Below are 14,487 nucleotides of genomic sequence, written 5' to 3' on the forward strand. Positions count from 1 at the left end.
GATGTATCACAGTCACGTTAGTGCTGGTGAGATACTAGTTGTCGGCAACAAGGCACTCAAATACGAGCAGTTGTCAACCAGACAACTTCGCGCTATTTATATGGGCAATGCCAGACATTTTGATGTTCAGCCTCTGAATTATCCAAAAAGCCATCCGCTTAGAACCATTTTCAATCTTCGCGTTATTGGCTACACCGAGCAGCGCATTCAAACATTTTGGGCGCAAATGATGTTTACAGGAAAAGGTTATCCGCCCGATACTTTAAAGAGTGAATCGGCCGCCGCCGCGTTTTTAATGAATTCAACGAATGCTGTGGCCTTTATCGATTCATCTTCGGTAGGAAAGGTAGAAGAATGCTGCAAAATTCTGCACCGATTTCACTATGATGCACCTAAATAAATGCGGTGATTTTTGATTCTAGTGCCTCTAAAGGAAGAGGTTTCGCGTAGTAGTAGCCTTGTAGTTGATGGCAGCCACGCGAAATTAAAAAATCAGCCTGAGCGGGTGTTTCTACACCTTCCGCACAAATATCCAAGTGCAGTGCTTTGGCTAGGTCAAAGATGGTTTCGATGATCTTGGTATCATGAAGCGATTGATCAATATTCCACACAAAGGCGCGATCAATTTTAATGGTATCTACTTTTATTTGTGCTAAGTAGCTCAAAGATGAATATCCAGTACCAAAATCATCTAATGCGATAGAGAAGCCTAGCTTACGCAATGCCGAAAGTACTTCCGTTGCCTGCTTAAAATTATCTAAGTAGGCAGATTCCGTTACTTCAAACTCAATACCTGCGGGGTTGATATCGTACGCGACCAATAATTCCTGAATATACAGCACGAGCCCAGGTTCTTTTAAATCGTATGCGGATAAATTAATGGCTACGGTAGTTGGACGTTGAGTGATTCGTGCAATTTCGACATGATCTTTAAATACTTGGCGTATTACCCATCGGCTAATGGCGGTTACGCGACCACTTTGCTCGGCAATAGGAATAAACTCGGCGGGTGAGATCATGCCTTCCGATTTACTGTTCCACCTTACAAGTGCTTCAAATCCGCAGATTTTCTCACCATTATTGACCTTAGCCTGATAGAAAATGGTGAGTTCTTCTAGCTCAATTGCAGTGGCTAGTGCATTGGCTATTTTTATTTTTCGAATACTTTGTTCAAGCAAACTCTCGATAAAGAAGGCATAGCGGCCTCGGCCTAATTCCTTGGCTTTGTACATCGCCATATCAGCATTTCTGACGATATCATTCACGTTATATTCGGCGCTTCTGGCATCAGCGATACCAATGCTGACGCCACTATTTAGCTCCCATCCACGTATAATGAATCCAGGCTGCATGATTGCTAATAGCCGTTCTGCCACGCGTCCAAGTCCCATAGAATCAGAAAATTCAGGTATCAGAATGAGAAACTCATCACCGCCCAAACGAGCGAGGATGTCACCCTCTCTGAGTTCAGATTGCAATCGTTCGCTGACTTTGATCAGCAGTTCATCGCCCACTTCATGTCCGTAGGAATCATTGATTTCTTTAAAATTATCTAAATCCAAAAATAGAATAGCCAAATTTCGCTTGGCACGTTTTGCTCTGGCTAGCTCTCCGCGCAATCTATCCATAAAGGATTGGCGATTAGGTAGTTCTGTCAGTAAATCGAAGTTTGCGAGTTTTTTTAGATTAAGTTGCTGTTCTTTTGAATGCTGATTTTTTAGCTCGATAGTTTGTAGCATGGCATTAATATGCTGCCCTAATTCTGCTACTTCGTCGCTTCCCTTGACCTCAAACCGCAGCCTGTAGTCTTCGGGCTTTCTAATAGATTGTGTAAACTTAGAAAGGTTGATGATTTGTCGAAGCAAATGCCTATGAATCCAAAATGATACGAGCACGGCTATCATAATGACGAGTATGAGGGCGGGGAGCGTTTTGACTAATAGGCGTTTTGTACTGCTATTTAAAGGCGTAGTGTAATCAGAAACAACAACGAGAAAACCGAGTGGATAGTTAGGTTCACCTATCTGCTTAATCGCTACAAGGTCGTTTTGTACGACTGACATTCCCAATCTAGAAACATCAAACTTGCGCTGAGCAATGGTTTCAGCGGTGCTGGCATCTTCTATTAATTGAGGGTTCACGTATTGGTGGTTTTTTTCTCCCTCTCTATCCAGTACAAATGCATATTTTATTGTTGGATATTTATCTAACATTAATAAAGATGAGGGAAATTGATAGGCATCTAATCCCAGCGTAACCTCGCTTACCAGCTCTTCGGCGAGCACATCAGACAGTGCGTCCTTATACTGAAATTCAGACTCTTTATACAATTTTTCATGTTCGCGCAAACTAAAATAAAGCACAGTTGTCGCACTGAGTAGTGTGACGAAAACGGAAACAAAGATAGATTTGGCGCGAATGCCTTTAAACATACAGATGTCCGAGTTTTTTAGTAATTCTAGCAGGTTGAGATTTGAACAATAGAGGAATTAAATCCTTAAATGGTTTTTGCTCGTTTTAGCGAGCCAAGGGAAATGTATTTATTGTGCTCCATACAAATGTAATTTTTCTTTTTGAACAAGACGTTGCATTACGTCTTAATCAGGGTAAGGTGGCTATAAACCAACGAACATCAGAGGGAAAAATGAAAAAATTACTGTTGTTATCGGCACTTTTGTCGCCATTCGCTATGGCTCAATCGGTAGATGAGTTGGCTGACAAAATTGAACCAGAGGTGATCAAATGGCGACACCACTTACATCAATACCCTGAATTGTCTAACCGCGAATACAAAACGGCTGAGTATATTGCCAAATATCTAAAAAGTTTGGGATTAGAGGTGCAAACCGGAGTTGCCATTACTGGCGTCGTAGGTTTGCTCGACAGTGGAAAACCTGGGCCGACAGTCGCATTGAGAGCTGACATGGATGGCTTGCCTGTTAAAGAAATGAATGACTTGCCTTGGCGTTCTCAAGAAAGAGGTATGTTCAATGGAAATGACGTGCCTGTTATGCATGCGTGTGGCCATGACACACATATGGCAATGTTGATGGGGGCTGCCAAAATTCTCGTAGAGAAGAAAAGCAGTTTAACAGGTAAAGTTAAATTCATTTTTCAACCTGCTGAAGAAGGCGCGCCGCGCGGTGAAAAAGGCGGTGCTCAGGTTATGGTGCAAGAAGGGGTGCTTAAAAATCCAGATGTTGATGCAATATTTGGCCTACATATAAGTGCTAATACCGATGTAGGAAAAGTTCGATATCGTGCTGGCGGCGTGATGGCTGCCGTAGACCCTTTCAAAATTGTTATAAAGGGTAAACAGGCGCACGGCGCATACCCATGGTTAAGCGTGGATCCTATTGTGACATCTGCGCAAGTGGTGATGGGATTGCAAACATTGGTAAGCCGTGAATTGAAATTGCTTGATGATGCAGCCGTGGTGACGGTTGGCTCTATCCATGGTGGAAATCGCTCTAACATTATTCCTTCAGAGGTAGAGATGGTAGGTACCATCAGAACGTTGAACACTGCGGCGCGAGAACATATTTATGACGCGCTCCCTAAAAAAGTGAAAGCCATTGCTGAGAGTATGCGTGCTGAGGCTGAAGTAACACTTCCGCTAGACTATAACTATCCTATTACGTTTAACGATCATGAATTGATGGCGGTGATGTTGCCAACATTGATCAGTACGGCAGGGGAGGAAAATGTTGTTCATAGTAAACCGGTAACAGGGGCCGAGGACTTTTCATTCTTCCAAGAGCAAGTACCTGGGGTGTATTTGTGGATAGGCGGAAAACCTTTAGATGTAAAAGCGGAAGATGCGCCCGCACACCATACGCCAGAATTTTACGTTGACGATAGCGGTATGAAGCTGGGCGTAAAATTACTGACGAACCTGACTTTGGATTACATGGAAAAACACACCACGAATTAAACGCTATGGCTTGGGCTTGTTGTATATTTAGGATACAATCAGGTCCCTTCTAATATAGGTTAGGCAAATCTGAGGTTTGCCTTTTTTTGTTGCATAAATTTGGGTTGAAAAATTTCCCTTTTTGCAACGTCCATTCTAGTCGACTATTAGTTGGGAGCCGTTATGCCTAAAGTGGCAATTGTTATGGGGTCTACATCCGATTGGCCTACGATGCAACAGGCAGCTATCATGCTGAAAGAGCTAGGTGTCGATTTTGATGCTAAAGTTGTCTCTGCACATCGCACACCTAAACTTCTTACTGAGTTTTCTGAATCCGCAGCGGATGAAGGCTATCACGCTATAATAGCGGGTGCAGGTGGCGCCGCACATTTACCTGGCATGATTGCTGCGCATACGCATCTTCCGGTATTTGGTGTTCCAGTCAGATCTAGCCAGTTAAGTGGGCTTGACTCCTTATTGTCTATTGTGCAGATGCCTAAAGGCGTCGCTGTGGGAACATTAGCAATAGGCGAAGCGGGCGCTGCCAATGCGGGGCTTATGGCTGCCCAAGTGATCGCCCTGCACGATGAAGCAGTTCGAGCTGGCATTATCGCTTTTCGACAAAAGCAAACAGAGAAAGTGCTGGCCAACGCCGACTTGGAGTTACCTCAATGAATGTGCTCATTTACGGCTGTGGACAACTTGCACAAATGATGTATTTGGCGGCCTGTCCGCTGGGTATTACCGTGCGAGCTGTTGATGTCGACAATGAATGTGTGGTTCATCCCATTTCAAAAGACACATTAACACTGTCTCTCGAAGACGCAATTCAACAAGCCGATGCGATATCTGTTGAATTTGAACATATTCCAGAACATCTATTAGCATTAGCACAAAAGACAGGAAAGCTTATGCCTAGTATGGATGCGGTGCTGGCAGGGGCAGATCGTGTTAGAGAGAAAACTTTATTGGATACGCTTGCGGTAGCGAATGCCGAGCATGCCATCGTGTCTGAGCTTTCTCAATTGGATGAGGTTGTGGAAAAGCTTGGCTTACCACTCATTTTAAAAGCAAGCCGCGATGGTTACGATGGCTACGGACAATGGAGACTTAAAACGCTCGAATCGTTGCCTGAACTAAAAGATGAACTACAAACACTTGATTTATCGGCAGTTCCCTTAGTAGTCGAAAAGATGGTGCCTTTTGATAGAGAGCTATCACTGGTAGGTGTGCGTAACGTAAAAGGAGAGATAGCATTTTATCCTCTAGCTGAAAATACCCACCATGAGGGGCAATTACACGTATCGATCGCGCCAGCACCTGATAGTGATGCCCGCTTACAAGCACAAGCAGAAAAAGCGTTTACGGCTATCGCAAATGCGTTTAAATATGTTGGTGTGATGGCGGTCGAGTTTTTTCAAGTGGGTGAAACGCTGTTGGTAAATGAGATTGCGCCAAGAGTCCATAACTCTGGACACTGGACAATGGCAGGTGCGGATACCAGTCAGTTCGAAAATCATATCCGTGCTGTGGCTGGATTGCCTCTTGGTTCTACAGAAGGTAAAACGCTGAGTGCAATGCTCAATATTATTGGCTGTGATCATTTTTCTAGAGAATTGTTATCTGTCCCAAGAACGCAATTACACCTTTATGGCAAAAAAGTAAGAGCAAAAAGAAAGATGGGGCATATCAATATCACTGCTGATTCCTATACAAAATTGGGAAAAAAGCTCAAAAAAGTAGCGGAATATCTACCAGTTGAACATTTTCCGCGCATTCAGAACGAAGCGAATAAATTAATTGAAATAAAGGGTTGACATTGTCATCCCTTTAACTAAAATAGCGCCTCGCTTTGAGGGGTTACCGAAAGGCAAACCACACAAAGCAAGATCCTCCTTAGTGTGCCGACTTAGCTCAGTTGGTAGAGCAACTGACTTGTAATCAGTAGGTCGCCAGTTCGATTCCGGCAGTCGGCACCATTTTTATTATTCAGGTGGTCGTTGGCCTCTCCTTCCGATAGGAAGAGGGACTAGTACCGTGCTATATATTTCATCCTGTAAGTATTCTTTTATATCAACCTCAAAATAAAGAATTGCTGTTGATGCAGACTCACTAAGCCCTCCAATAATTAAATGTGTTTCATCGTATTTAATGTATTCCATAGTTACCTCATTTCTGGACTTGTTTTTGTTAAGTGATGATGTGAATATACTATCACTCGGTAATAAATATTCTCAATGAATATTTGGCTAGAATAAGGACAAAAGCTTGCGAATTAAGGACGAATGGCATCAAGTTAGACGCTTTCTACGAATCATATTCATAACTTTGATAACTAATCATATTGCATTACCTGCAATTGGAAGTGTCTTTAAGAAAGGGTTTACTAACGACATATATTTTGATGATCAACAGCGTTTTTACGCTGGCGAGCAAGGGGTGTTTCTAGCTACAGGGGGACTACTTAAAAAAATATTAGACTCTGAAGAATTGGGTGAAATTTCTTCAATTGTTCAGGTGCATTATAATTTTTTACTAGTTTCAAATTTAAACGGTGACGTAGCTTTATTCCAGATTAGTTCGCAGGACGTTATTTTTAAGTCATCAGTATCATCCTCAAATTTTTGTCATAGCTTTAAAATTTATGAAGAAAAACATGTACTTGGTCAATGCGGTAATACCTTGTATTCTTTTTATATTAGTGAATCGACTTTTGACTTCCGTGAATTTGCACATGACCCCCTGAAATCAACTGTTAAGTATTATGATATTAGCTTAAATAACGAAGTTTTAGTTGTCGATAATGATGGTTTTTTTCATATATTTAGTAACGGAAAAGTTAGAACAAAAAAAATAGACCTGCTCAAATCCTGTAATATTTTTTATATAAAAAAGTACTTGGTATGCGAATCTCTAGATAATATTAACCTTATATCAATATTAAATTTTTCAATATTGATGCTGAAAAGGAGTGAGTACTTAGATTCCAGTGATATATTGATGAAAGCAAATGACACACATGTTGTAGCAATCGGTGAAAAAATAAAATTGCTACATTTTGATATTGAAAATATTAATTTTGAAGATGTTTTGAGTTTCGAGCATAAGTTCAAAATGATTGATTCTATTAGGAAGGTTTTCTTAAAAGATAACAATTTGATTCTTTTGGATTCATACGAGGGCGTATTAGAAGTTCCAACTATGGCAAGAGCAGCCATCACCTCGGATAATTCAGTTTTTTCAGATATTAATTTATTGAAAGTGGTGTACAATAATTCTGAAAATGACTTGATAGCATTGAGCGGAGGTAAAATCGTCAGGCGTACGTCGTCTGAAGTGATAAATATTAGTGGAATTAACCACATTAATATCCACAACAATTACTTACTTGCAGCGAATACGCTTTCAGGTGAAGTTTATAAGGTAGAAAGGTCTGATAGCTATGGCGCTGCTCCGGTTGTATCTCTTTTAAAAAATGCCGAGCGTATTATTTCGTTAGAAAATAGCTTATTACTTATCAATTCAGATGGCTATATTGAATGGTATTTGAACGATTCCCTTTATACTAATAAATTAATTGAATTGTCTGATATGCATATATTTGATGCCTTAAAGTTGGAAAATTCTCTCTTCTTCGTTACACAAAAAAGCGGCATTCTCGAATACCACGAATCCTCTGATTCTTGGACTACTTGGTCTATACCTGGCGCGCTGACTACGATTACGAACTGTATGATAGAGGATGCGAGCGGAGTTATCTGGATATGCACTGATGGTAAAGGTTTGGGGTATCTTGACAAAGCCACGCAGTCGGTGGTCTTCATTGATAGTCAATTTACAGGCAATTCATTATTTATTCGGGATGCTGTTGAGGATACGCAGGGGTATCTTTGGTTAATGACGAATACTGGGCTGGTTAGATATGATCATAAAAACCAGACGACATTTAAGTTTGGCCCAGAGGAATCCATCGATGATACAGATTTTGAAATAGCGGCCTCTATCAATCTTGCCGATGATCAAATATTGGTGGCGGGAGACCAAAATAATTACAAAATTGATACTCGTAAGATGAATGCGTTTGTTGAACAAAGACGCAAACACAAATACAAAGCGTTGATGGTAGGACTAGATATTACATCTCGCAATAGTCAGCATAGCGTGTCAGAAGATTCTAGATTAAGTCGAGCAATTTATGAGAAATTACCCTTAGAGTTCGACTATAGTGAATATATTTTTCAGCTCGAGTTTGCATCAAATAGCTTTTTAAATAGCCGTATATTAGGGTTTGAATATCGACTCAAAGGCTTAACCGATGCGTGGACGAAAGCGACACCAGAACAATCTCAAGTGACTTTTAGCACGTTACCTTCGGGAAAGTATCAATTTGAGGTGCGTGTTCACGATCCGAAGAGCTTCGAAACGCAACCAATCACCTCAGTGAATATTGTGGTTCATCCACCTTTTTGGCTGACGTGGCAAGCGTACCTGTTATATTGCATTACCTTTTTATTATTAGTTTGGGCAGGGTACCAGTATCGTGTCAAAAAGCTTGCCGAATTGAATGACGATTTACAACGACAAGTTGTTAAACAATCTGAGAGGGTGATTCAAAGCAATAAGCGTATTAAAGCTGTGTTAAATAATATGCAGCATCTGTTTGCTAATGTATCTCACGAATTACGCACGCCGTTATCATTGATCGCTGGGCCGCTTGAATTAGTTGAAGATGCAGTAGACACGTCTAAGGTGAAAAAAGAGTTCGATATTATTGAGCGGAATAAAAATAAGCTTAATGAACTTATCGATCAGTTGCTTGCTATCTCTAAGCTAAACCTTTCTACGTTTGAAGGTGTTGAAAAAATCGTATTGTCAGATACCGTACCGTTTCTTGTTGAGCCGTTCAGTACACTGGCAAAGACGCGAGGAATGAAACTGAAATTTGATGCTAATTTATGTCATGCAACGACGTATCTCACTCCTGGAGCGCTAGATTCAGTCGTAAATAACCTTCTGTCTAATGCGGTTAAATATGGTGAAGAGCACTCTACAATTACTGTGTTTGCTACTTGCGATGAGGATAAATTTACGTTTAGTGTACACAATGTGGGGGAACCGTTATCACCCGAGCAACTAGACATGATTTTTAATCGGTTTGTGCGGTTAGAGCGTCATGAACAGGTTGAAGGTGAGGGGTTGGGGCTGTCTATTCTCAACGAGATTGTCCTAGCCAATGGCGGAAAAATGTCAGCAACGAGTAACCGCAAAACGGGAACGGTTTTTGAAGTTCAGTTGAGTTTGATTGATTTGGATGAAGAGCCTTCTTTGTCTACCGAAACGGTATGTGCACAGCCTAAGTTTGAGCTAGAGCCTGCTACTTCAGAAGTGGAAATTGCGCCAGCTACATCAGACGATAAGCGCCCGCATGTTCTTATTGTTGATGATAGCCATGAAATGGCAAACTTTTTACAACGCGCGCTTGGAGCAGACTTTGCGTGTACGCAAGCGTCTAATGGCCATGAAGCCTTTCAGCTGGCTAAACAGTTGTTGCCAGATCTAATATTGACAGATTTGATGATGCCGTTGGTTGATGGTGTCGAACTATTGAAGCTTGTCCGTAGCGATGAAAATCTTTCACATATTGCTGTTATATTAATGACGGCAAAGGAGGGTGATGAAAGTAGAATTAACGCTTGGTCGGCGTATGCTGATGATTTTGTTCCTAAACCTTTTAAAGTGTCTGAACTGAAACTTAGATTGCAACGGACACTAAAACTTCGGGAAGCATTAAAAAGACGCTATACAGAATCGTTAGATATACAAATAGAAGATAAGACGAATGATGAGTTTACTTTGCATTTCTCGCATCCGAAAGACCAAGCATTTTATGATAATTTTATCGATGTTATTGCAAATAATTATAGTGATGAGCGATTCAATCGAAAGGCTGCGGCAGATGCGATGGCAGTAAGTGAGCGTCAGCTTAATCGAAGACTTGGATCATTAATTGAGTATAATTTTACTGAAATATTAAGAGCATACCGTTTAGTAGAAGCAAAAAAATTGTTGAGAGAGGGAAAGCAAATTGCCGAGACTTCCTACCAAGTGGGCTTTTCTTCTCCCTCGTATTTTACTAACTGCTTTAAGCAACGATTTGGTGTGACACCAAGTCAATTCGTGGCAGAGTTGTTTGCTGCTTAGTGATTGAGCAATTGCGACAATGGATATTGGTGATTGTTGTTAGTCTATAGGATGAAACTTCCATTTCAGATAGTCCTCTTCCTCCAGAGGAGGGCTAAAATAAAAGCCTTGAAACTTTTTACAGCCCATTTGAGTTAACGCATCTATTTGCTGAATCGTTTCTGTTCCTTCAGCGATGATTTCTAAGTGCATATGTTTACCAATCACCATAATGGATTCAACGACCTCGCGAGTACCACTTTGGAATAGGCCAATGACAAAACTTCTGTCTATTTTGATGATATCTAGCGGTAAATCGCGAAGGTAAGACAAACTAGAGTAACCTGTTCCAAAGTCATCTAATGCGATGCGGAATCCCGTTTTGCGTAGCAATGATAATTGACGTTTAGTATTATCGATATCTTCTAATAAACCCGATTCAGTTAGCTCGAGTACGATGGTGTTATGGGCTATGTCATAGATATCCGCTAGTCCAATTAAATCTTCAACAAATTCATCTTCTGATAACTGCAGCGCTGAAATATTGATAGATACATGAGCAGGAAGGGGTATATGTCTGTTTTTCCAACTTTGCAGCGTTTTAAATGTCTTGTTTATTATCCATCGACTAAGAGGAATGATGAGGCCAGATTCTTCAGCGATTCTTATAAACTCAAATGTCGGCACTATACCTTGTCTAGGGTGTTTCCAGCGCACCAATACTTCACAACCAAATGCATTGCCATGTTGATCTGTGATGGGCTGAAATACAATGTAGAGCTCAGATTCTACGGTGAGAGCATGGCGTAATTTACTTTCAATGTCCACGCGGTGATCGATACGACGTTGCAGTTCAGGGTCAAAAATCGCATATCGACCTCGGCCACTGCGTTTGGCTTGTTGAAGTGCAGTTTCAGCTGAGCGCACCACATCAAATCGAGAGCCTGTTTGATCTGGAAATACGACTGCACCCATGCTGCATTCTAGTTTAATGCTTCTTTCATCAATAATAATGGGAGCTTTAATGATGGCTTGTATTGCCTGCCAGTTTACCTCTATTAAACCATTGGGCTCGGTGTCGATATTTTTAATCAAAATCGCAAATTCATCTCCATCATTACGAGCAACAAACACGTTATTTGAAGCATAGTGATTAAGACGATTCCCCAGTTCTTTTAACGCACTTTCTGCCGTATCGTAGCCAAATATTCGATTTATATCTTTGAAACGATCTAAGTCAAACAGTAGCAGTATGGAATGGCTAAAGGTTTTTGTATTCTCTTTATAGAGCTCATTGATCAGCTCAAAAAGTTGAGCTCGGTTGGGAAGCGCCGTTGTGTAATCGAAGTAAGCCATGTGTCTGAGCTGCTGTTCCATTTGATTTCGGTGGATTTCAGCACTTGCTCTTGCGGCGAAAACGGTGAGAGTTTGACGCATTTCCTCACTGATTTTTTGAGGTTTAGTATGCATTAATGTAATCAAACCGATAGGCTGTTCATTTTTATGGATGAGGGGAATCCCCACATAGAACTCAATATCCTTCTCAAGTAGCATCCTGTCATGAGGGAACTGATGTTTCGCGCCCTCCTGAATAACTGAAATACCTGAACTTTTAACTTGCTCGCAGGGAGTATTTTTAAGTTCATAATCGATATTGGGGATTAGCCTTCCCCGATCTACAATCGCCAAGCATTCGACCCACTCAACGTGTTTATCTTTCTTGTACAAACCGATGAGTGCGATGTCTACCTTAAACAAGCGTTGCAACGTAATGGTAATTTGTTCGAAAAATGTTCTAGAGGTGGAGTCAGACACCATGCCAGCAAGGGCGTCGATTGCCTGTTTGACCTGTTTATTTTTTCTAACTTGACGTTGTAACCGTTGCGATTGAAGGTGAACCTGATGTGCAATATTGAAGCAGAGTAAAATGACCAATATTGTCGTTGTAAAACCCGTTAAATAAAAAATACTGAGCACGCCCTGGTCAATAAGAAGAGCCATACTCGCAGCGAAGGTTTGCAAAAATACAAACGAACAAAGAGCAATGGCAAAACCCCGTAAGTGCGTTGATAAAAGCGGTTGAAGTTTAAAACTAATCCAGATTAGTACACCAAATATAAAACCGTAATACGCCTTGGCTACGAACGATAGTTCACCCTTTAAAACGTGAATATATTCGTTATTGTGTAGTTCGATTACAGCTAGCCCTGAAATCTCGCTGAATTTAAGGCTATAAGGCATAAACCAATTCATCAGAGCGAATACAAGCGCGACAAGGCATAGCGAAATATACCCATTTGAAGCCGTTTTTTGGTCACTCCATACAGAAAAACAATAGTAAAAAATGGGAATATTTATCAGTACAAAGTAGATTTGGAGTCTCAACCAGAAGGTGGCTTCCATTACCTCTTTCGCCGTATGATATTGCCAACTGCTGTATTGATATAGGGCTACACAAAGAAAGAAGGTCACGAGTGAGTAATAAGGGAGAGTTTGTCTGACGAGCCTTCCCGTCGCGTAGACCAATACTGCGGCCATCAAATTTACCGCAATAGAGGCAGAAAAAAATGAAGCTGTGAAAGCTGATTCCAATGTACCGCCTTATTTGTCCAATCCATGCTTAAACAATAAGCGTAGTTGAAAAATATTCGTTCGGCGGATCATACGTATAAAAAGTTAAGCGAAATAGCGAGTTAAGATAAACCAATTTAGAAAACGCTTTAACAGCAATTTTTTACCAACCTAGTGTGCATAGTCTTCAGGATCGGGATAGCGCTCTCTCAATTGCTGAAAAATGTTAATATTGTCGAGCATGATGTCTACCAATTCAGGTTCGAAATGCTTTCCTCGCTCTTTAGCGATTAAATCAACTATCTTTTCGTGGGGCCACGGAGATTTGTAGCACCGCTTACTCCCAAGTGCGTCGTATACATCTGCTAAAGCGGTAATTCTGCCCGCAATATCAATATCTTCTTTTTCAAGGCCGCGAGGATATCCCTTTCCATCCCATCGCTCGTGGTGTTGATGTGCGATGGTAGCACCCAACTGCAAGATGGGATTGTCAGATTTACTTAACATTGAATAACCAATCTCAGCGTGGGTACGCATGATCCTCCATTCGTCGTCATCGTGTTTACCAGGCTTATTAAGTATCCCGTCGGGTATGCCGACTTTACCGACGTCATGAAGAGGCGAAGCCAGCTTTAACATTTCAGCATCATATTCAGATAATCCATAGAGTTTAGCTAACAAATAGCTGCTATGCGCCACACGTTTGACATGACTGCCGGTCTCCTTACTGCGCATTTCGACTGCCTCTCCAATCACGTACGATAATTCTTTTTGAGACTCTTTGATCATCTCTCGAAGTTGGATATTCTCGTGAGCAACGGCAATGTTGCTTGCAAAATATTCGAGTAAGTGGTGCTGTATAGGTATGAGCTCTCTGTCTTGAGAGACGTACAGCAAGGTTTCTGAACCACGCTTGGTGGTAAAATAGCCGATGAAATGGTCATCTTCGAAAACAGATTCTTTACGCTTGAGGGCGTTATCTAACGCTGTTTGAATGTGCTTGGGGATAGCAGACATTCCCGCATCCGGCATGACTTTTGTGTTGGGCGTATTGATTGCCAAAATATCAATATTGGCTTGAGAGTTTGATTCCTTTCTTGTTGCGGCGCAGCAAATAATATCGTTCGATTCAATTCCAAGAATAAGTGCTACTTGCTTTAAAATGGTGGAGGCAAACTGTGTTACCGTGTCGCAGGCAACGAACTCCGACATAGCCTCAATAATTCTCTCTAATCCGTGTTTATGGCGTTCTATGATCAGGATGTCTCGATAACCACGTAATGCGGAATAAAAGAGTGTTTTGAGTTTTAAGGCGGTCAGTTCAGTTTTATTTTTGTAATCGTTAATATCGTAGTTGCGAATAACACTTTCTTCGGGCGCTTCACCCGGTTGGCCCGTTCTTAAAACAAGCCTAATGTTATGATTATTTAATTCTTCTCTAATCCACTGTACTAGCTCTAATCCTGCGTGATTGCTTTCCATTACCACATCGACGATTGCCACAGCGACATGCTTGCCATTATCACTGAGCAAATATTTTCGCGCTTCTTCAGCTGAATATGCACTGGCGACCTCCAAATTTCCGCCTTCAAATTGAAAGTCATTTAGGACTAGTTTGGTGATATTATGCACTTCTGGCTCATCATCAACGATGAGTATCTTCCAAGTGCCTAAGCACTCAGATTCGCTCTCTTCCTCTTCGTCCGCAAACAAAAAATCATTCATACAATTGAGGCTCATACTTTAGTAATTCGTATCGCCTTAACTATAGTCAGTTTACGAAAAAGGAGCGAAGAAAGTTCCAGTAGTCCGCTCAGATCCCA

9 protein-coding genes and 1 tRNA gene are annotated in these 14,487 nt (G+C 41.2%); 6 read left to right on the forward strand and 4 right to left on the reverse strand.

Annotated elements, in window-relative coordinates:
- The first annotated feature begins 1 nt into the window (after position 1).
- The gene (locus OE749_RS06350) at positions 2 to 400 is read left to right on the forward strand and encodes a hypothetical protein (protein WP_263711539.1); all 399 of its coding nucleotides are present in this window, start codon (positions 2 to 4) and stop codon (positions 398 to 400) included.
- Here OE749_RS06350 and OE749_RS06355 read toward each other — a convergent pair.
- On the reverse strand, positions 393 to 2,432 hold the full coding sequence (locus tag OE749_RS06355; protein ID WP_263711540.1) for an EAL domain-containing protein: 2,040 nt from the start codon (positions 2,430 to 2,432) through the stop codon (positions 393 to 395). The two genes, OE749_RS06350 and OE749_RS06355, sit on opposite strands and share 8 nt — an antisense overlap.
- 212 nt (positions 2,433 to 2,644) lie before the next feature.
- Between OE749_RS06355 and OE749_RS06360 the strand changes: the two genes are divergently transcribed.
- The 4 genes from OE749_RS06360 (at position 2,645) to OE749_RS06375 (ending at position 5,892) form a co-directional block, all read left to right on the forward strand.
- On the forward strand, positions 2,645 to 3,934 hold the full coding sequence (locus OE749_RS06360; RefSeq protein ID WP_263711541.1) for an amidohydrolase: 1,290 nt from the start codon (positions 2,645 to 2,647) through the stop codon (positions 3,932 to 3,934).
- Between the two features lie 162 nt (positions 3,935 to 4,096).
- Positions 4,097 to 4,588, forward strand: coding sequence for a 5-(carboxyamino)imidazole ribonucleotide mutase (gene purE, locus OE749_RS06365; RefSeq protein ID WP_263711542.1), 492 nt, complete (start codon positions 4,097 to 4,099; stop codon positions 4,586 to 4,588).
- Entirely contained in the window at positions 4,585 to 5,730 is a 1,146-nt protein-coding gene (locus OE749_RS06370) for a 5-(carboxyamino)imidazole ribonucleotide synthase (RefSeq protein WP_263711543.1), read from the forward strand. Before purE ends, OE749_RS06370 begins: the two co-directional genes overlap by 4 nt.
- 86 nt (positions 5,731 to 5,816) lie before the next feature.
- Positions 5,817 to 5,892, forward strand: a tRNA-Thr gene (locus OE749_RS06375).
- Between the two features lie 6 nt (positions 5,893 to 5,898).
- Here OE749_RS06375 and OE749_RS06380 read toward each other — a convergent pair.
- Complete coding sequence (locus OE749_RS06380; protein WP_263711544.1) at positions 5,899 to 6,075, reverse strand: hypothetical protein; 177 nt, start codon at positions 6,073 to 6,075, stop codon at positions 5,899 to 5,901.
- 106 nt (positions 6,076 to 6,181) lie between these two features.
- Here OE749_RS06380 and OE749_RS06385 point away from each other — a divergent pair, with 106 nt between their 5' ends.
- Complete coding sequence (locus tag OE749_RS06385) at positions 6,182 to 10,114, forward strand: hybrid sensor histidine kinase/response regulator transcription factor (protein ID WP_263711545.1); 3,933 nt, start codon at positions 6,182 to 6,184, stop codon at positions 10,112 to 10,114.
- A 39-nt stretch (positions 10,115 to 10,153) separates the two neighbouring features.
- On the opposite strand, the gene OE749_RS06390 is transcribed toward OE749_RS06385, so the two are convergent.
- Positions 10,154 to 12,685 (reverse strand): putative bifunctional diguanylate cyclase/phosphodiesterase, encoded by a 2,532-nt coding sequence (locus tag OE749_RS06390; protein WP_263711546.1) that lies wholly within the window; start codon positions 12,683 to 12,685, stop codon positions 10,154 to 10,156.
- A gap of 150 nt (positions 12,686 to 12,835) precedes the next feature.
- Positions 12,836 to 14,389: a DUF3369 domain-containing protein gene (locus tag OE749_RS06395; RefSeq protein ID WP_263711547.1), complete on the reverse strand. Its 1,554-nt coding sequence runs from the start codon at positions 14,387 to 14,389 to the stop codon at positions 12,836 to 12,838.
- Positions 14,390 to 14,487: the final 98 nt, after the last annotated feature.

It is taken from the genome of Fluctibacter corallii, from assembly GCF_025751585.1.
Lineage (GTDB): Bacteria > Pseudomonadota > Gammaproteobacteria > Enterobacterales > Alteromonadaceae > Fluctibacter_A > Fluctibacter_A corallii.